Origin of the sequence: Telmatocola sphagniphila (assembly GCF_018398935.1) — a bacterium.
GTDB lineage: Bacteria > Planctomycetota > Planctomycetia > Gemmatales > Gemmataceae > Telmatocola > Telmatocola sphagniphila.
Genome location: NZ_CP074694.1, coordinates 5,553,790 through 5,572,855, shown reverse-complemented (window position 1 = coordinate 5,572,855; position 19,066 = coordinate 5,553,790). Strand labels below are relative to the sequence as shown.

Genomic DNA, 19,066 nt, shown 5'->3' with positions numbered 1-19,066 from the left:
TAAGATCGCTTCGTTCAGGTCACCCTCTTAAGGCTTTTTGTCGGGCAACTTGATATCCGGCCGGCGGGGGAGTTTAACGGCGGGTTTCTCATCGCTGATTTTCTTTATGCAAAGCGCAGTGACATCCGGCATATAGTTGAGCTTCAACGCCAAGGTTCGTAGTTCCGTCGCTTGATTGGGTGTGCGATCCGCCGCAATCAGAAGCAACACTCGCTTAATGTCGGGTTCGACGTACAGATTTAGCAGTTGTTTGGGTGCCGATTCATCGTTCGACTTCAGCAGCTCAGCGGCCCGGGCCAGCTGTCGATCCTCGTGGGACATCAACTCCTGAAGTTGCTTCCAGGACTCGTTCTCCAGAATCTGATTCTTCTTTTTGCGGGCGGCCAGATTCAACAAGCCCCAATATTCAATCGCCGATCGCCCATCGCGGGCATCGATGTAGGTCGAAGCTTCCTGATATTTCTCGGTCAGAAATTGATAAGCAAAGGTCGATTGACTTTCGACGTCGCGACTCAGAGCCATGAAACGATTGATGTTTCCCGCCGCCAGGGCCACGGTCAAATCGAGCGCCTGATTGAGTTTGGCCAGGGCAGGATTCATAGCCGGGTTCGCAACAGGTCCCCGAACCAGAGCCGTAAATTGATTTCTCAGATTCTGCATCAGAACCAGATCATTTTTCCGCGCGGCCGCCTGGAGTTTCAATAACAGTCTAGCAGTGGGTGCTGTGGCGTTCGACTGATCGAGAGCGGACTGAAATTTATCGTATTGCCCGGCGGCCAGATACGCATTCCAGAGGACATTTTGAAACTGCACATTGGCGGGCTTGAGCTTCACGGCGGAGTCGAGCCATTGAATCGCTTCGGGAAATTGCCCGAGCGCAAGATAGCGGTAACCGAGCGAATACTGGGAATACGCCGAGGGCGGCGTACTCTTCGAAGATTCTTCCATCAGCCGGGCGGCTTCCGGATCGTCGCTAATACGGGCGAGTAAATATTTCGCATCCGGATTCGGATCACTTTTGACGCGCTGTTCGTATTCCGAACGCAAATCGACTTTGGGATCGAGTTGAAAGCGCGACATCTGATAGACGCGGTGCCAATCGACCAGAATGGGCTTGTCCTCGAGCCTCTCTTTGAGAAAGTCCACCATCTCAGCCGGCGGGAGTTTCAGCTTCAGCCAACCGAGCATGACGAAATCGTCGGGCTGCAAGCGGGCTCGCCGTTTGGCGAGTTCAATCTGCTCGGCCGGTATCTGGATAGTTTCCAATCGGTTGAGCAGGGCTTCGGTCGTACCCACCGGCTCGAAGTACACCCGCTTCTTGGTAACCGTCTGGCTTCCCTTCACCGTCAGGCTCGCGGGGAAAGGTTCGAATTCATAGTCGACCGGGATGAGCTGATAAAATCCCTTGCCGAAATGGACGTTAGGTACGCTATTGGGGGGCGGATTATTGAGGGCATAGGTCGCGGTTTCTTCCTCGATTAATCCCAGACCATCCGGGTTAAAGACGAAGACCGGATTGGTGAAAGGCCGTTCCCAGAAGGGCGTTTCCACCTGGCCTTCGACAGCATCGATTTTCAATTCCGGGGCAGGCACTTCGACCCGGACCGTTCCTTCGGCAACGGTATACGGCGTCACGCGATTTGGATTCAATGAGACCTTCTCGCCATTCACGGCTACCTCGTAAGCTTTGGAACTGCCGTTCACGAGATAAATTTTGCGATTCTGCCCCTTCCAGAAAGCAATGCTGACGTAGATCAGAAATCCGAGAAGTAGTATGGCCGGAAGTACGATGTAAGGCCGACGGCTCGAGCTGGTAGGACGATTGCGAACCTGCTCGCTGTCGATCAGATGTGCCGTGGCGATCCGCTTACCGGTAGTCAGATTTTTCTGCGAAACCGCTTTCTGTTTCAAAAAGGGTTTCTGCCGCGCATATTCGGGGAAGGCGGCTTCCCGAGCCTCCATGATCTCGAGCGCTTCCTGATGCATGCCGAGCCGCTGACAGGTCTCTATCGCATTATTGGGAAGCCAGACGGACTCCCCCTTCCGTTCATCGAAGACGTGCTGGTAAAGAGGACGCGCGTTCTCTGGTTCTCCTTTGCGCAGATAATTGTCGGCCAGCAGTTCTCGAACCGAATTATCGTCGCGGGCTCGCAGCGAGTTCTTGAGCGCCTCAATCGCTTCCTCGCGTCGATTGAAATAGCCGTACGCGGAGCCCAGGGCCGCCTGGACCTTGGCATCGCCGGTTTTTCCTTCGCTCAGGACGATTAGTTTTTCAAATAATTCCTCGTCCTGGAAGCTGCTGGCGGTCAACAAGGCATTGCTGATGGCGTCGCTGTCGTGCGGATTCTGAGTCACCTTACCCAAGGCTTCCGTCACGCTTTCATTTTTTATTTTCTGCCACTGCTTGAGACCGAGCACGCGATGTTTCTGACAGCTGGGGCAGCGCTTGATGATGCGTTGTTTATTGAGCGGGATAATGGGAACGAATACGACGACAAAGAAAAGCGTCGTATCGTACGATTCCAGAACGCCCGCGCGATTGCAGAATTCGCAAATCGACTTGAAGCCGTGAACGTTACGCTTTCCGTAATACCAGGTTCCGACTCCATTGATGACGGTAGGCATTTTGCTTCCAGGAATTGATAAAAGAGATTTGCGAAAATTGTACTAAACCGGGCCAGCGAAATCATCTGAAAATGAAAACGGTTTTACAAAAGAGCTACCGTTGTATTAGGGCTTAGGATGGCGAAGCCGTGAAGCTATCGAGAAAGCGCTGGTCGACGCGCCGGGGTCGGCCGGTCCCGGCATCCAGTAAAACCCAGAGCGTGCGCGCCTTCACCAGTAAACGGCTATCACTCGCTCGCTTGATTTCCGTGAATCGCTCCCAGGTAGCGGCCGAAGGTTCGCCGACCCAAGTGGTCAACTCGAGCTCGTCGCCCGGTAAGCCCGGCGAGAGATACTCGATCTCGTGCTTGCGGACTACCCAGGTATAGGCGGACTTCAGCTCGGCCGAAGCAACATGCAGCCAATGTTTAACGGCAATATCCTGAACCAGACGCAGGAAAGCCACATTATTGACGTGTCCCTGTACGTCGATATCGGTCTGCTGAACGGCAATGGTCTCGACAAATCGGGAGGACATGGTCGCCAAGCTTCCTCAGGTATTGCTCGCCGAAGATTCGACCAGTACGCGAAATTCTTCCGGGCTCAACGGTCGCAGAAATTGTGCCCCCACCAGAAAATCTCCCGCCGGGGCCAGACGAACCTGAATGACCCGCAGGATAATCGGTATGGGCTCCGCCACCCCTTCCCGGATCAACTCCCCGGCCAGAATCTCACCCGGCTTCGGCGAAGTTCCCTGTAGCATGCTCAATCCGGTGAGAGACAGGTCCCAGACTAATCCAGTTATGGGTCTAGACTTCTTCTCATCGGATTCGATCCGAAAGATGGTATTGAGCGCAGGCCGAACGCGAGGAGAACTCCTGCGTTCATCAGAAGAAGCGTGGGATTGTGGCATGGACACTTCACCAATCAATGAAACGTGGCTGAGAAGCAGTACAATCGCTTCCTTTCAACACTATATACAAAGTGCGCGCCGGAGCTTATTGATTCCCGCCTAAATTTGAGGCTCTCATAATAAGCGAGTTTCAAGAATGGAGAAAAAAACAAAAGCGAATGAACTCCGCACGCAGGAGGCGGAATCATTCGCTTTGTATTGCAGAAATTTTAAAAGCCGCTTTTTAGGGCCCGACGGCGACCTTCGCCTGTTGGAACAGAGCCGAGGGGAAGATCCCGAATACCAGCGTCAGAATAGCACAAATGGTAATGCAAATCTGAATCGAACCGGCCGGAGTTGGCTTCACGGGATTGAACGAACTTCGCAGGTACATCACGCCGACGATCCGCAGATAGTAGAACGCGGCGATGGCGGCGTTCACGGCGGCGACCAGAGCCAGGATCGGATACATTCCTTTCAGCGGAGCGGCGGCCGGAGTCGACATGGCGCCGAGGAACAGCAGGAACTTGGCCACGAAACCCGCCGTCAGGGGCAAGCCGATCATGCTGAACAAAAACAGAGTTAGCGTAGCGGCCGACCAGGGTTGCGTTTCGTGTAAGCCGGACAAATCTTCAATCGTTTCGACCGGCCGTTCCCTCGAATTCAAGTAAGCAATGCTGGCGAACGCACCGATCGTCATGATTCCGTAGCAAATCAGATAGAAGTAAATCGCTTCGTTCCCCTGAATCACGGCGGTGCTTCCTTCCGCTCGGTAAGCCTGAGTGGGGAGAACCGCCAGCCCCATCAGCATATAGCCAGTATGGGCCACGCTGGAATAAGCCAGCATGCGCTTGAGGTTGGTTTGCAAAAGAGCCAGTACGTTCCCCATGGTCATGGTGACCGCGGAGAAGATCCAGAGCAACAGCATCAGTCTCTGGATAAACACCGGGGAAGCTTCCATCATTTCGGCGAAGGAACCAAATAATTTCGTCAGAGCCACAAACCCCGCCATCTTGGGAACGAACGCCAGCATCGCCACGACACCCGTCGGTCCCCCCTGATACACATCCGGGGCATAAAAGTGGAACGGGAACGCAGTAATCTTGAAGCCTAAACCGGCCAGACAGAGCACGATGGCAATCAAGGCCATATTCACCTGATCGCCCGCGACCATGCGCGGCAGAATTTCCACCAGAGCCTTGAGGTTCGTGGTGCCAGTCAGCCCATACAGGTAGCTGAAGCCAAACAGCAGCATGGCCGAGGAAAGAATACTCATCAGGAAGTATTTGATCGCGGCTTCCTGCGAAACCTGATCTTCGTAGCGCGGCAGATAAAGCAGGACATAAGTCGGGATACTGATCAGTTCCAGAGCCAGAAAGAGAAAAATCAGATCGTTGGCACTAGCGACCAGTGAAAGACCGGTAATCGCGCACAACAGGCAGGCATAGTGGTCGGCGGCTCGCCGATCACTGGTATCGTTCCAGCCCATCAGCACCAGCAAAAGCCCGGCCACCAGAGACACCCCGCGAACGAAGTGGGCCAACGAATCGCCCAGTATCGGTGCGACTGTCGGTATCAAAGCCTCGGCATGCTTGGATTGATCGATCAGAAACAGATGAACGTTCAATGCGGTGAGTAGACCGAGTACGGATATGGTGGCAGCGACGACGCGGTTCGACTTCACCGTTGACAGCAGGAACAGAACGCAGGCAGTCGCCAGGAGGATCAGTTCCGGAACGATCAGCGGAAATACCGAGCGCAGCGTTTGATCGACTTTGACATCGATGAGCGTCGGGGTTGCAGCAAACAGTTCGAGCATGTCTCTCTCAAAAATCAAATGTAGTGTCCGCGTGTAAGCTTACTTGCCGTGGTCTGCACGATGCCGTGCTTCATCGGCGACTATCGTCAAGGCCTTGATATCCCGATCCATGGTCGTCAGAATGACCTGGGGGAAAATTCCCAAAAGCAGGCAACCCAGAGCCAAAGGGGCAATGGCCCAGTATTCCCGGCGATTCAGATCTTTAACGATCGCGCCCTGCACGGCGGGAGCCGGTTCGCGCAGCGGGCCGAAGAAGACGCGCTGTACCAGCGTCAGCGTGTACCAGGCACTGAGGAAGATGCCGAAGCCTCCCACCACTCCAAAAGAAATGGTGGTGACGTTGGCGTTGCGCAGATCGAACAACCCGAAGAGCATCAGCATTTCCGAGATGAAGTTGTTCAGACCGGGCAGACCGACGCTAGCCAGGGCTATCACCATCATGAAGAAGGTCAGCTTAGGTAGCTTGGCCCACATACCGGAGTAATCCACGATGCGAGTCGTCCCGTAGCGGTCGATTAGCAGACCCACCAGAATGAACATCGCCCCGGTCGAGAGGCCGTGGTTGACCATATGCAGCATGCCCCCGGACATGCCTTCATGATTGAAGGCCACCAGGGCCAGAGCAACGAAACCGAGGTGACTTACGGAACTGTAAGCAACCAGTTTTTTGAAGTCGCTTTGAGCGAACGCACAGAATGCACCGTAGACGATGCCCACCGCTCCCATCACACCGAGCAAGGGCACCCCGACGACCAAGGTCGCATCGGGAGCCAGCGGCAGACAAATTCGCAAGAGGCCGAAAGTTCCCATCTTGGCGAGAATCGCCGAGAGCATGACCGTAACACCGATGGGCGCTTCCGAATAAGCCCCCGGCAGCCAGGTGTGCAATGGCACCAGCGGAATCTTGACCGCGAATCCGACGGCCAGAGCCAGGAACAGGAAGATCTGCAAAGTCCGAGCACCGGCGACGGTATTGCCGTCCGCCTTGCTGAGCATCTGCGAAACGCTCTCCGACAGTTCGGGAATTGAAAAGGTCAGGATTCCCGTGTGGTTGTAGACCATCAGTACCGCACCCGCGATACCGACCAGCGTGATCAATCCACCGCCCAGAGTGTAGAGGAAGAGTTTGCGGGCCGCTTCCCGGCGGGTGGGACCCACGCCCCAATTGCCAATCAGGAAGAAGAGCGGAATCAGCGTTAATTCAAAGCAAACGTAGAAAAGAATGATGTCGAAGGCGAGAAACACACCGATTGCCCCCGCTTGCAATGCGAATATCCAGGCATAGAACGAGCCGGCGTTTTCCTGGATGCCCGACCAGGACACCAGCACGATCGAAAGCATGATCAGACTGGTTAGCCCGAGCATCCAGACATTCAAACCATCCAGACCGATGAAGAACTGAATGCTCTTCATTTTGGGATTCTTCAAAGCCCCTGTGGCATCCACATCACTGAATCGCAGCAAGTTGTACGTCGTCGTGTGCGAATCCACATCGGTGGAGATAATCTCCGAAGCTTTATGGCCGCTGCCCGGATCACCCGGCACAAATTCCGGCAGGAAAATCGGGCTGTGGCGCGTCACAGGATTCGGATCGAGCGGACGGGAATTCAGGGGCAGATACGCCGATAGAATCACATCGACCGTCAGACCCAGGTGAACCAGAGCGAACACCAGAGCCAGACTTCGCGCCTGGGACTGTTTCTGTCCAAATAGTTTGACGATCAGTGCGGCCACCAGAGGCAGACCGAACAGCACCGGCAAAAGCGATCGAATTGTTTCCGCACTCAGCATTCAAATCTCAGGTAGAGTTGTGAACTATTTCCCCGCCCAGAGGATCAGATAGCCGATAAAGGCGACGACCCCCATAACCATGGACAATCCGTAGAACTGCACCAGACCATTCTGCATCGGCTGGAACAGATCGGCGACATACTTCGGCAGCGTGGCGATCAGACGAACGACATCGTAAAGCAGCGACTCTAAGCCCCGGCAAGCCTGGGCCAGCAGGTTGAACGGCACCACGAAAATCAGGTTGTAGATCTCATCGACGTAAAGCTTGTTGCGCGAGGCCTCATACAGCATGCTCCAGCGCCGGGCATACGGGGCGGCCTTGACCGTCCCGCCCTGACCGTACAGAACATAGGCAAAATAAACGCCGCTGACGGCGACGGCCACACTGCCCAGAATCAGGAACCAGTTGGTATGGTGGTGAATCGGTTCCCCCTCGTCGGCGAGTTGGAATACCGGAGTTTCTCCCAGGAAGTGGCTGAAATTACCGCCGAAGGCTTCGACGATCAGGCCGGCGAACACTGCACCGAAAGCCAGCACCATTAAGGGCAAGGTCATGATTGCTGGCGATTCATGGGCATGGTCTCCCGCTTCGGCAGGAATGATTTCGGGGCCGTGGAAAGTACGGAAGTAAGCCCGGAAGGTATAGAACGCCGTCAGCCCCGCGGTCAGAATTCCCACCAGGAACAAGAGCCAATACATCAGCGGGAAACTACCCCCGGTCGCTTCGATCAGCGATTCCAGGATCATGTCCTTGCTCCAGAAACCGGAGAGCAAGGGCAGCCCGGCCAGAGCGGCGGCACCGCAAAGGAAGGCCAAGTGCGTTTGCGGCAGCACTTTTCGCAAGCCGCCGAATTTCCGCATGTCGATGACATCGCCCATCGCGTGCATCACCGAACCGGCGCTGAGGAACAGCACGGCTTTGAAGAAAGCGTGCGTGAAGACGTGGAACACGGCGGCCGTCGCGGCGATTTGAGCCGGAACCACACCGACGCAACCGAGGGCCATGAACATGTAGCCCAACTGGCTAACGGTCGAGTAGGCCAGCACTCGTTTCAGATCTTGTTGAGTAATTGCTATGAAGGCGGCGAGCAGCGCCGTGATCCCGCCCAGCGTGGCCACGATCAGTTGGACCCCTTCCGCCAAAGCGAACAGAGGGGAGCAGCGGGCCAGCAGGTAGACGCCTGCGGTCACCATTGTCGCGGCATGGATGAGCGCCGACACCGGGGTCGGACCTTCCATGGCATCGGGCAACCAGACATACAGCGGGAACTGGGCCGATTTACCGACCGCTCCGCACAGAATCAACAGGCAGGACAGAGCCAGCAGATGCGGATGATTATTCTTAATCTGTTCCAAATTCTCGGCAGTGAAGACTTTGGAATATTCGATGCTGTAGTTCGAGAGCGACCAGAGCAGCGCAATACCGAGAATCAGGCCGACGTCTCCCAGACGGGTCACCAGGAAGGCTTTTCGGGCCGCGGCCGCCGCGGAGGGCTTGGCGTACCAGTAGCCTATCAGCATATAGCTGCAAACGCCCACACCTTCCCAGCCCGCGAACATGACCAGGAAATTATCGCCGAGCACCAACAGGCACATGGCTGCGAGGAACAGACCGACCACGGCAAAGAACCGGGCATAGGCTGTGTCGTGGGACATATAGCCGATACTGAACAAAACGATCAAAGCGCCGATGAAAGTGATCACCAGAAGAAAAGTCAAAGTCAGTGGATCGGCCGCCAGGCTCAGATTCACCTGCACTGGACCGGCCGCGAACCAGGTGATCGCATTATTGCGTAAGCTATGGGTGTCTGCGGGGAGTTTTGCCAGCAGTGCCAGGACCACGTTGAACGAAGCGATCGTTCCCAGGATCACCGGAAGGGCTGCAAGTTTCCGTAGCGGCGAGCCACCGAGCAGGGCCGCGATGATTGCACCAATCAGTGGGAAAAGCGGGATGTACAGGAGCAGATTCGAGGGTTCAAACACGAATCACCTCCTCGTCCCGCTTCGGTTCGACGCCAGCCGGGGCCAGTTTCGGATAAACCGGGGCGGGTTCCTGATCGGGGAACGGCTCGGTATCGCGAATCGGTGCCACTTCCGCTTCCTTCAAAGACTGCCAGAGACTGATATCCAAAGATTTTTTCTGCCGGTAAAGCATCAGGATCAGAGCGAGGGCCAAACCGGCTTCGCAAGCGGCGACGGTGAGGATGAACAGCACGAACACCTGACCATGCATATTGCCGTGATGGCGGGAGAAGGCGACGAAGTTCAACGCCACGCCCTGAAGCATCAGTTCCGCGCACAGGAACAATACGATCATGTTCCGGCGGGTCAGGAAGCCGATCAGCCCGAGGCAGAACAGAATGGCCCCGACCGTGAGATAGTAAGAAACCGGTATCATACTTTGGCTCGCTCCTGCCGGGTTCCGGCAATCGCGATGGCTCCAATCGTGGCAACGAGCAACAAAGTGCCCCCCAGTTCGATGGCCAGCAGGTGATCGGTAAATAACGAACGGCCCAGAGCCGCCACGTTCGCGGCGGGCAGGCGATTCGCCGAGGCGGGATGGCTCGGGTCGGTCACGACGACTTTCGAGACGCTGTTCGCCGACGTATGAACATCGGTATTCGGGTTCAAAGTCCCTTCGCGAACGGCCTTCAGGTAGTTCAACTGGTTAGCGATTTCCCGGCAATTGGCCTTTACCTCCCCGAGGTTCGGCTTGCCGGAGAATTCGTTTCGCAGATTGATTATGGCGGATTCGATTTTCGTCACCGCATCGGCCGGGGCAAGATATTCCTTCTTGTCCTTATCCTGGACTGGCATCGACAGGGCCAGCCGTTCCTTCACCGAAATGATGCTTTGCAGGAAAGATTCGACGAAGCCCGGATTCTTGAAATTCTCGTCCAGGGCGTCGGCCTCGGCAAAGTGGTTGCACATATTAATCGGGGCGTCGATACCCTTTTCGGAGTAGACCCGTTGCAGACCCACCAGCAGGGTGCCCAAAAACACGAAGCCGACTAAAGAAGCCAGGAAGGGCTCCCGGCTGCGGTCGTTGGCATCGGTCATGCCGTGCTGTTGCGAAAGCATGAGCACGAACAGGAAGGTTACGATGATCGCCCCGGCATAGATGATGATCGAGGCCGCCATGAGAAATGGCGCCGCCAGCAAAAGGAACAGTCCACAAACGCTAAGCACCACCAGCGCGAAGCAGATGGCCGCTCGCGCCGGATTGCGCTGGGCGATCATCAGACCGGCAAAGCTGACCGCCAGGGTCGAGAAGCTGGTGAAGAGAAGATTCTCCACCACGTCGTCGATGCCGTGACCGATTCCTTGCGACAGGTAAATGGCAACGCCGACCAGGGCAGCGATGCCACAGATCGCAGGCCAGACGATTGGCTTGCGCTGCGGGCTGGGCAGCATCAGCCAGATCGTGACAAACCCGAAGACGACCGGGACGACTACGCCCCAGTTCATCGGGTTGCCGGTATAGATTTCAGCGAAAAGCATATCCACCTTTGAAAGAGTCCCTTTCGGGAGACCCGCGAATTCCTATTTGATAACTGGCAGTTCCGCCGCCGGACCCAGTTTGCTACCCGAGGATCGAACCGGATCTTTGCCGGTCTTGGAAGTATGATCGAAAACGCTCAGCAGCTTTTCCTTGTCGAAAATCATCTGCTCGCGACTCAACCCCGTCAGATCGTACAGGCTGGTCAGTTCGATCGCATCCACAGGACAGGCTTCTTCGCACATGCCGCAGTAGATGCAACGCAGTTCGTCGATGCAGAAGGTCGCCGGGTATTTTTCCCGGTCGGTCCATTCCTTGGGTGCCGGGGCGGCCACGATATCGATGCAGTTCGCCGGGCAGGCGGTGGCGCACATGTAGCAGGCCACGCAGCGGACCCGGCCATCGGTATCCCGGTTCAGTCGATGCACGCCGCGATAGTTCGGCGGCAACTCCGGCTCCTGTTCGGGGTACTGCTCCGTCAGAGGCTTGTGCGTCATGTGTTTCGAGGTGATCGAAAGGCCCTGAAGGATGGCGGGAACGTACAGCCGTTCCCAGAATCCTACTTTAGGCTCTTCCACCCAGCGAACATCTTTTTCAGTCGTTGCCATCGGACACCCTTAAACTTTCACCACTTCACGCGGTTCGCTCGGCACCTTTATCACTCGACGTCGGGGTTTGTTGGAATCCTTCGTCGAAGCCAGAGCCGCACTCAAAAACAGCACGGAAGAAATCACCGTCATCACCCAGATCGGCAGTTTGAATTCCCGAACGATCATCACCGCCAGAAGGTTGAGAATCGAAAGCGGAATGAGCACCTGCCAGGCCAGTCCCATCAGTTGATCGAAGCGGAACCGGGGAATGGTCCAGCGCACCAGCTGGAACAGCAACAGGAAGATCGTGGCTTTGGCGCCCAGAATCCCGAACTTGATCAGCACTCCGATCAGACCGCCGATATCGGAGAGGCCGGGGAAGTGCCAGCCTCCGAAAAATGCGATCGACATCAGGAAGCTGGTGGTGATCATGTGGGTATATTCGCCCATGGCGAACAGGGCGAAACCGAATGAGTTGTATTCGGTGTGGTAGCCCCCCACCAGTTCCTGCTCGGCCTCGGGCAAGTCGAACGGCAGACGGTTACACTCGGCGTAGACCGAGGTCATGAACAATAGAAACGCCAGCGGCTGATAGAGAATAAACCAGCCGTTGTTGACCTGCCAGTCGATCACTCGTTCGAGATTCAATGAGCCGGTGTAGAGCAGCAAGCCCAGAATCGACATTCCCAGCGGAATTTCGTAGCTGATGATCTGGGCCGAAGAACGCAGCGAGCCGAGCAAGGAATACTTGTTGTTCCCCGACCAGCCGCCGAGGATGATGCCGTAAACCGTCAGGCTGCCGATGGCGAAAACGAACAGAATGCCGATGTCCATGCGGGGAGCGATAACGAAGTTCCAGGTCGATTCGTCTTTTTCCGCTTCTTTTTGGTAGACCGGCAGAGCCTGCTCGACGCTCGTGAAAACCCGATCGAGCGGAGTGCCCTTAACCGCGTCGGTGAGGTCAGCTTCTTCGACAATTCGGAGGGGCGTCGGTGTCGGATGGGTCGGCCCGAAAGGGACTACCGCAAACGACAGAAAAGCCACGGAGGCGGCCAGCACCGGTGCCAGAGCGAAGAAGAGTTTGTCGACGCTTTTGGGAACGACCCACTCTTTGAAGAACATCTTGATACCGTCGGCCATCGGCTGCAGTAGCCCATAAGGTCCGACGCGATTAGGACCCAGGCGGTCCTGCATGAACGCGGAGATCTTGCGTTCGCCCAGCGTCAGCACCGCCACCGAATTCAGGATGACGAACATGATCGCGAGGATCGATATCAGCGTGTAGATTAAATGCTCTGTACTCATGTTTTCCCATGATTAGGGATTTCCGCCAAATCGGCGAGCATCCGCGTGTCGACCCTTCCTGCTTTTCAGGTCCCCAGCTTCACACCATATTCGCCAATCCCCTTCGCCAGCGGGGCGAAATAGGGAATTTCGCGAGCGATCATTTCCCGAATCGTTTGAGCGTTGTAGAGGCCGGGAAGTCCAAGCAAATCCATGAAAATCTGGGCTTCCGGACGGCATTCCTTCGGAGCTTTCACCGTTCGCTTGAGGCCTTGAGCCAATCCCGCGTAGTTGACGTAGGTGCCTTCTTTTTCCGCAAAACTCGTGGCCGGCAAAATATATTTCGAACCCGAGGCGACCGTGCTCGGCAACAGATCGAGCGTTACCAGCAGCTTCACATCGTCCAGTCGGTCGGCCTGATAATCGTCGATCGTCTTGGAGTCCGGATAACCCGCGGTGAGGAACAGACCTTGTACTTCGTTCCTCTTCACGGCTTCAACTACCTGATCGAAAGTGATCACTTCTCCTTCGAAATGCTTCAACACCGCTTCCACACCCAGTCGATTCGGAGCTTTTTCCGCCCGAATCGTGAATTTCACGGTGCTGGTAGCATTGCCGCGACGATCCTTGGGATAAGTATCGTTCTCGCCGTGAACGGGAACCGCCCCCAGCGCGAGCTTGGAATTCGGCGAAATCATTTTGAACCATTTCGCCGCCAGATAGGCTTCCTCGACGGTCAGAAATGGCGACAAAATCGCGTAGAGCTGATCGGAATGTTCCTGTCCGGCCAGGAGAAACTCTTTTTTGATGCCGCTGAGGGCATTCTGCCAGCTTACGGCTTTGAACTGCCCCACTTCAATCTGTTCGAGTGGTTTGCCGAATCGGGTATCCGAATTGATGTAGTGATACCCGTAACGGCCTTCATCGCACATGAAGTGCCCTTGCGCCAGCGGGTTGAAACGCGGCCGCAGCCGGAAGACGATATCCTTGTTCGAATCGACCTGGATGCTGCAGCCGGTCGAACAGTTCGGGCAAACGCTGTCTTCTTCCTTGAGATACCAGACGCGTTGTTTGTACAGAAAGTCCTTGGAACCGAGGGCGCCGACCGGGCAAAGATCGACGACGTTCCCCGACAGTTTGTTGGCCAGCGGCTCGCCGGGAAAAATATCTATTTCTTCGTGGTGGCCGCGGCCGACCACCGTCAATTCGGCGGTACCGGCGACTTCCCGGGTGAAGCGGACGCAGCGAGTACAGAGGATGCAGCGGTCGGTGAATAAAGTGATCTTTTCGCTGATGTCCGGTTTATTCGGAGGCGTATTCTTCTGATCGATCATGCGCGACTGGGCATGCCCGAACTGGAAGGAGTAATCCTGCAACTTGCACTCGCCGGCCTTATCGCAAACGGGGCAATCGAGCGGATGATTGAGCAAAAGCCCTTCCAGCGTATCCCCCTGGGCGGCCTTGGCTTTGGGACTGTCGGTAACGATAACCGTACCGTCTTTGACGGGAGTCTGGCAGCCGGGCACGACCTTGGGCTGCATAGCGATGGTGCCATCCGGCTTTTTTTCACCAACTTCGACCAGACACATGCGGCAACTGGCCACGACCGAAAGCGCGGGGTGGTAGCAGTAGTGCGGAACGAGAACACCGGCTTTCTCCGCGGCCTGCACGCAGTTAAGCCGCTCGTTGCCGATGTCTATCGCCTTGTTATTGACGTAAACCGTTGCCATATGTCTCTCTTCGATCCCTGGAATCCAACCATTCCGCTCGCTTTGAATTCTTCGAACCTCAGCGAAGCTTCGCTTGAAGCTCTTCCTTGCTCAACATCTCCACGCCGCTGTTGGTCACCACGAAGCCGCGGGTAGTCAAAGCCTCTTTTTCGTAGGCCCAGACCCCTTCCCGCTGTTTTATTCCAGTCAGGATTATCCAGCCTTCCTCAATATACTGGGCAATCTTTCTGGCATCCGGATCCTGCTTCAGGGAAGTCAGAATCGTGTTCGCATCGGGCATATTACCGCTGGCACCGGAGATCGTTTCGATCAACAGGTGAAGATTGTGCATATCGTTCTGGGCCACGGTTCGCTTGGGAGCGCGGGCCACATCGGAGATCACGCCATTACCTGTTTTCTCACTCCGGTCGAACGGATTCATGGCCTTAGCTTTGGGTTCCGTCTCCTTCGCTTCCTTCTTGCAACCCAGGAGAGCGACCGTCAGGCAGGCGAGTAAGAGTAATCGACGCATACGCCACCTCCCTTTCCCGATTATTTGACAATGGCCTTCTGAATTTCTTCCGCCGACATTCTTTCCACGGAGCCAATTCGAGTAAGAACTAAGCCCCCTTTGGTTTCCGCATCCTTTTCGCAGGCGAGGATTCTCTGTTTAGCAGGTGCATTCCAGAAGATCTTGTACTTACCGCTCTCCAGAGTCGGCACCAGTCGGGGATTTTCCTTTTCCCCCAGATAGGGCTTCAACACATCCAGGGATCCGACGAAAGGGCTCGTGATCGGATTCATATCCTTCTGGGTACTCGTATAGTTGAGAAACGCCAGTCCCAGTTGCTTCAAATCATTCGAGATCTGTCGATCATCGGAGGATTCCTTAGTATTCGGGACATTCCCTTTTTTATCTGCGGTTCCCGCAGTCTTATTGCAGCCGGTACAGACCCAGAGCGCCAGAAAAATCAGACTTAATCGACGCATAGGAGAGTCTCCTTTCGGGAGTAAGCGTCACAAAATCTTGCTAACGTCCTTTTTTTAATGCCGTTAGGACGCCCGTCGGCTCAATGAGCCATCGCCAAAGGACGCAAATGGCTTCTCCGGCCGGTCTTGATCGCATCTTCGAATTCCTGACGGAACTTGCGAATCGCATTCTTCACTGGCCAGCCCGCTCCATCGGCCAAGCCGCAAATCGTCGATCCCGGCATGATACCAATCCGGTCGGCGACTTCGACCAGAATATCGAGGTCTTCTTTTCGCCCCTGCCCTTTGCGAAGTCGATCGGTGATCTTCAGCATCCAACCAGTTCCTTCCCGACAGGGGGTGCACTGGCCGCACGATTCGTGGGCGTAGAACTGGCAGGTGTTGTGCAGCACGTCGATCATGCTGGTTTGGTCGTCGATCACCGTTATAGCGGCCGTTCCCAGACCGAGGCAGCCGACTTTACCCGGGCCGTTGAAATCGAGTGGCACTTCCAGTTCATTGGCGGTTAAAAAACCCATGCTGAGTCCGCCGGGCACAACCGCTTTGACTTTGCGACCCTTCCAGACGCCGCCGGCCAGCCGAATCAATTCATTCGAGGTCACGCCTAAGGGCAATTCCCAGCAGCCGGGATTATTCACGTGTCCGGAAACGCAGTAAAGCTTCGGACCGTAGCTGCCCGCATCGCGGGGATTCTTCGGATCGGGCGCCACTCCGATCGATTTGAACCAGTCGATCCCACGACGCATGATTTGGGTAACGCAAGCCAGGGTTTCGACGTTGTTGACGATGGTGGGCTTGCGGAACGCCCCTTCAATGGCCGGGAACGGCGGCTTGATGCGCGGCCAGGCCCGTTTGCCTTCCAGCGATTCGATCAATCCCGTTTCTTCTCCACAGACATACGCCCCAGCCCCGCGGTGCAGATAGATATCGAGATTGAAACCGGAACCTTGGATATTCTGACCGAGCAAGCCAGCGGCATAAAGTTCATCGATGGCCGCTTGCAAACGGCGGTAGCTCAAACCATATTCGTAGCGGATGTAATAGTAAGCGCGGGAACTCTTGATCGCATAGCAGGCGAGCATGACCCCTTCGAGAACCTGATGCGGATCGAGTTCCATCAGGATGCGGTTATTGAAGGTACAAGGTTCCGATTCGTCGGCATTCACGCACAGATAGATAGGACCCGGGTGATCCTTGGGCAGAAAGGTCCATTTCAAGCCAGTGGGAAATCCCGCACCGCCGCGGCCGCGCAGACCGGAGTTTTTGATCGTATCGACGACTTCGTTCGGCTTGGAATTCTTGAGAGCCTTCAGGAACGCTTCGTAGCCGCCATCGGCGCGGTAACCTTCCAGCTTATAGCTTTCGGGCTTGCCGATGCGAGCGAGCAAAATTGGTTCGTAATTCGACATATATTCAATCCGAGGGTGAATTCGCTTTATAGACGCTCCGCTGCGCGTCGCGGTTAATATTTCTTGTTCGCGTCGCGGTTAACAGTTATGCTTTTTGCAATCTCGCTATTAATTGATCCGCTTTTTCGTTGGTGATGTTCAGTTCGTGTTCGTCGTTGATCAGCACACAGGGGGCGCCTTCGCAGGCCCCGATGCACTCCGCGAATTCGAGCGTGATTTTGCCGTCTTTGGTCGTCTCTCCGGGGGCCACATGCAGTTTGTCGCAGAAGTGGCCAAGCAGATCGTCCGCGCCACGAAGATTGCAAGCCAGACTCCGACAGACCCACAGTCGATTTTTGCCGAGCTTATTATGATCTTCCCGGAAGAAGCCGTAGAAGGTCATGGTGTCGTAAACTTCCGAGGGAGCTAGATCGAGCATCTGAGCGATCTCGCGTACCGCCTCATTGGGGACGCAGCGCAAGGCATCCTGCACCAGATGCAATGCGGGCAAGGTCACCGCCTGCTTGTTAGGGTAGCGGGGGATATACGCTTGAATCTTTTCTCGCAGCTCGTTCGAGAGTATAGACATAGTTGCTTTCGATATTTAGCTATTAGCGGTCAGCGGTCAGCAATCAGCAATCAGCAATACAAAACCTTTTCAAAATCAGATTTAGCACTGTGCTAACCCTAAAGAAGCCTTTCCAATAAAATTCAACCTTTTCGAATTTTGGCTATGAGTGACGATAACATTCGCTTCACTTCCACAATTGCCGAATTCAATCGGAAATATTCTGTTTCCGACAATAAAGCCAAATCTTTCCCTAGCAAGATTTGGTATTCCACTTCACTAGCCGATCCCATCGACAACTGAAGAAACCTAGCAAAATCGGCTTCGGAACCTCTTCCACAGCCCTCAGCAATATTCGACGGGATAGAAACTACCGCACGTCTCAGCTGCGAAGTTAAACCGTAAAGCTCCGTCTTGGGAAATTCACTCGTTGCCCGATAAATTTTTAATGCCAGATCATGAGACTTTTGCCATACGAGCAAAGATCTAAAGTCTTTCATCGGGCTAGCTCTTAAAAACTTCCCGCCCTATCTGATTCTGCTTTCAACCGAGGGCGAACGGTGGAATGCAGGGCTTTTGTAAACCATCAGCGACAGTGGTTAACTTTCAGCAGTACCATTTTAACTTTTATCAACTATCAATTTTAACTAATCGGCATCATGTCTTGCTGACAGCTGACAGCTGTCAGCTGATCGCTCTTTATCGATCCAACTCCGCCGCAATAATATTCAACGACCCCAACACTGCCGGGACGTCCGAAATCTGATGTCCCTCAATTAAGTAAGGGAACATCGCGAAGTGGATGAATGATGGCGGCCGGGTCCTAGCCCGATACGCCTTCCCTTCGCCTGAGCCCACAATGTAGAAGCCGAGTTCGCCGTTGGGCGATTCTGTGGCCGCGTAAACTTCTTCCAACGGACTCTTCCAGCGGCGATTAGTCATGATCAATTCGAAATGCTGAATCAATCCTTCAATACTGCGATAGGTCGAAGTTTTATCGGGAATGGTCAATCGGTCATCGATGTCCACATTCACCGGCCCGGTTGGGATATTCTCCACGGCCTGTTTGATGATCGAAAGACTTTCGCGCATCTCCTCCATGCGAACAAGGTATCGGCTGAAGCAGTCGCCCCCCTTCGCACAGACTGTCTTGAACTCGAAATCCTTGTACGCCAGATAGGGCGCGTCTTTGCGGATATCGCGAGTAACCCCGGAAGCGCGGGCACAGGGCCCCGTCGCACTGCGGTTGGTGGCTTCTTCTTTCGAAAGCACACCCACCCCTTTAGTGCGATCAATAAATATTCGATTCTTGTTCAGAAGCCGGCATACATCCGAATGAACCTGCGGGAACTCTCGCACAAACTTGCGGATCAACTCGATCCAGTCTTCGCTGACGTCCATCATCAGGCCGCCGACCCGAGTATAACTGGGGTGGAAGCGCTGGCCGGACATATTTTCGAAGATGTTGTAGATGCCTTCGCGTGCATTGAAAGCATAAAGGAAGGCCGTCAGACCACCCAGGTCGAGGGCAACCGCACCGATGCAGAGCAAGTGATCCGAGATACGGGCCAGCTCGGCGATAATGGTGCGGATATACTTGCAACGCGGCGTCAACTGAATGTCCAGAAGCTTCTCGACCGCATTGTGCCAGGCAATTTCATTGGCGATCGGCGAAATGTAATTCATCCGGTCGACGATGGTCACATATTGATTGAAGTCGAGATCTTCACCGAGCTTTTCGAAGCCGGAGTGCAAAAAGCCGATATCGGGCACGGCCTTGACGATGGTCTCGCCATCCAAAGTCAGGATTAACCGCAGTGTGGTGTGGGTAGCCGGGTGCTGCGGCCCGAAATTGAGGGTATAGAGATATTCCTTGTCTGGCGAGTCATCCTCGACGTCGACCGGATACGGAGCGGCAGCAGTTAAAGGCAC

17 protein-coding genes are annotated in these 19,066 nt (G+C 55.0%); all 17 read right to left on the bottom strand.

All coding sequences use genetic code 11. The features are described 5' to 3' along the window. Nucleotides 1-27: 27 nt before the first annotated feature. The 17 genes from KIH39_RS22310 to KIH39_RS22230 all read right to left on the bottom strand — a co-directional run bounded on the left by KIH39_RS22310 (nt 28) and on the right by KIH39_RS22230 (nt 19,066). The gene (locus KIH39_RS22310) at nt 28-2,625 is read right to left on the bottom strand and encodes a tetratricopeptide repeat protein (RefSeq protein WP_213495551.1); all 2,598 of its coding nucleotides are present in this window, start codon (nt 2,623-2,625) and stop codon (nt 28-30) included. 112 nt (nt 2,626-2,737) lie between these two features. Next, nucleotides 2,738-3,142, bottom strand: coding sequence for an acyl-CoA thioesterase (locus KIH39_RS22305; RefSeq protein ID WP_213495549.1), 405 nt, complete (start codon nt 3,140-3,142; stop codon nt 2,738-2,740). A gap of 15 nt (nt 3,143-3,157) precedes the next feature. After that, nucleotides 3,158-3,367, bottom strand: coding sequence for a hypothetical protein (locus tag KIH39_RS27290; RefSeq protein WP_390623675.1), 210 nt, complete (start codon nt 3,365-3,367; stop codon nt 3,158-3,160). Between the two features lie 373 nt (nt 3,368-3,740). Continuing rightward, the gene (locus KIH39_RS22295) at nt 3,741-5,315 is read right to left on the bottom strand and encodes an NADH-quinone oxidoreductase subunit N (RefSeq protein ID WP_213495539.1); all 1,575 of its coding nucleotides are present in this window, start codon (nt 5,313-5,315) and stop codon (nt 3,741-3,743) included. Nucleotides 5,316-5,354: 39 nt separating this feature from the next. Then, nucleotides 5,355-7,106 carry a complex I subunit 4 family protein gene (locus KIH39_RS22290; RefSeq protein WP_213495537.1) on the bottom strand — a complete coding sequence of 584 codons (1,752 nt, stop codon included), beginning with the start codon at nt 7,104-7,106 and terminating at the stop codon, nt 5,355-5,357. Nucleotides 7,107-7,130: 24 nt separating this feature from the next. Then, nucleotides 7,131-9,089 (bottom strand): NADH-quinone oxidoreductase subunit L, encoded by a 1,959-nt coding sequence (gene nuoL, locus KIH39_RS22285; RefSeq protein ID WP_213495535.1) that lies wholly within the window; start codon nt 9,087-9,089, stop codon nt 7,131-7,133. Further along, nucleotides 9,082-9,504 (bottom strand): NADH-quinone oxidoreductase subunit NuoK, encoded by a 423-nt coding sequence (gene nuoK / locus KIH39_RS22280; RefSeq protein ID WP_213495533.1) that lies wholly within the window; start codon nt 9,502-9,504, stop codon nt 9,082-9,084. The genes nuoL and nuoK overlap by 8 nt, the downstream gene beginning before the upstream one ends. After that, the gene (locus KIH39_RS22275; protein ID WP_213495531.1) at nt 9,501-10,607 is read right to left on the bottom strand and encodes an NADH-quinone oxidoreductase subunit J; all 1,107 of its coding nucleotides are present in this window, start codon (nt 10,605-10,607) and stop codon (nt 9,501-9,503) included. Before KIH39_RS22275 ends, nuoK begins: the two co-directional genes overlap by 4 nt. 42 nt (nt 10,608-10,649) lie before the next feature. Further along, the gene (locus KIH39_RS22270) at nt 10,650-11,213 is read right to left on the bottom strand and encodes a NuoI/complex I 23 kDa subunit family protein (RefSeq protein ID WP_213495528.1); all 564 of its coding nucleotides are present in this window, start codon (nt 11,211-11,213) and stop codon (nt 10,650-10,652) included. Between the two features lie 9 nt (nt 11,214-11,222). Beyond that, on the bottom strand, nt 11,223-12,500 hold the full coding sequence (nuoH, locus tag KIH39_RS22265; protein ID WP_213495525.1) for an NADH-quinone oxidoreductase subunit NuoH: 1,278 nt from the start codon (nt 12,498-12,500) through the stop codon (nt 11,223-11,225). 65 nt (nt 12,501-12,565) lie between these two features. Then, nucleotides 12,566-14,209 (bottom strand): molybdopterin-dependent oxidoreductase, encoded by a 1,644-nt coding sequence (locus tag KIH39_RS22260; protein ID WP_213495523.1) that lies wholly within the window; start codon nt 14,207-14,209, stop codon nt 12,566-12,568. A gap of 58 nt (nt 14,210-14,267) precedes the next feature. After that, nucleotides 14,268-14,720: a hypothetical protein gene (locus KIH39_RS22255; RefSeq protein ID WP_213495521.1), complete on the bottom strand. Its 453-nt coding sequence runs from the start codon at nt 14,718-14,720 to the stop codon at nt 14,268-14,270. 20 nt (nt 14,721-14,740) lie between these two features. Further along, complete coding sequence (locus KIH39_RS22250; protein ID WP_213495519.1) at nt 14,741-15,178, bottom strand: hypothetical protein; 438 nt, start codon at nt 15,176-15,178, stop codon at nt 14,741-14,743. A gap of 80 nt (nt 15,179-15,258) precedes the next feature. Further along, the gene (gene nuoF, locus KIH39_RS22245; protein ID WP_213495517.1) at nt 15,259-16,587 is read right to left on the bottom strand and encodes an NADH-quinone oxidoreductase subunit NuoF; all 1,329 of its coding nucleotides are present in this window, start codon (nt 16,585-16,587) and stop codon (nt 15,259-15,261) included. Between the two features lie 85 nt (nt 16,588-16,672). Further along, a complete protein-coding gene (locus tag KIH39_RS22240) occupies nt 16,673-17,155 on the bottom strand; it encodes an NADH-quinone oxidoreductase subunit NuoE family protein (RefSeq protein WP_213495515.1) in 483 nt (160 codons plus the stop codon). Nucleotides 17,156-17,277: 122 nt separating this feature from the next. Continuing rightward, nucleotides 17,278-17,634: a four helix bundle protein gene (locus KIH39_RS22235; RefSeq protein WP_213495513.1), complete on the bottom strand. Its 357-nt coding sequence runs from the start codon at nt 17,632-17,634 to the stop codon at nt 17,278-17,280. 199 nt (nt 17,635-17,833) lie between these two features. Continuing rightward, entirely contained in the window at nt 17,834-19,066 is a 1,233-nt protein-coding gene (locus KIH39_RS22230; RefSeq protein WP_213495511.1) for an NADH-quinone oxidoreductase subunit D, read from the bottom strand.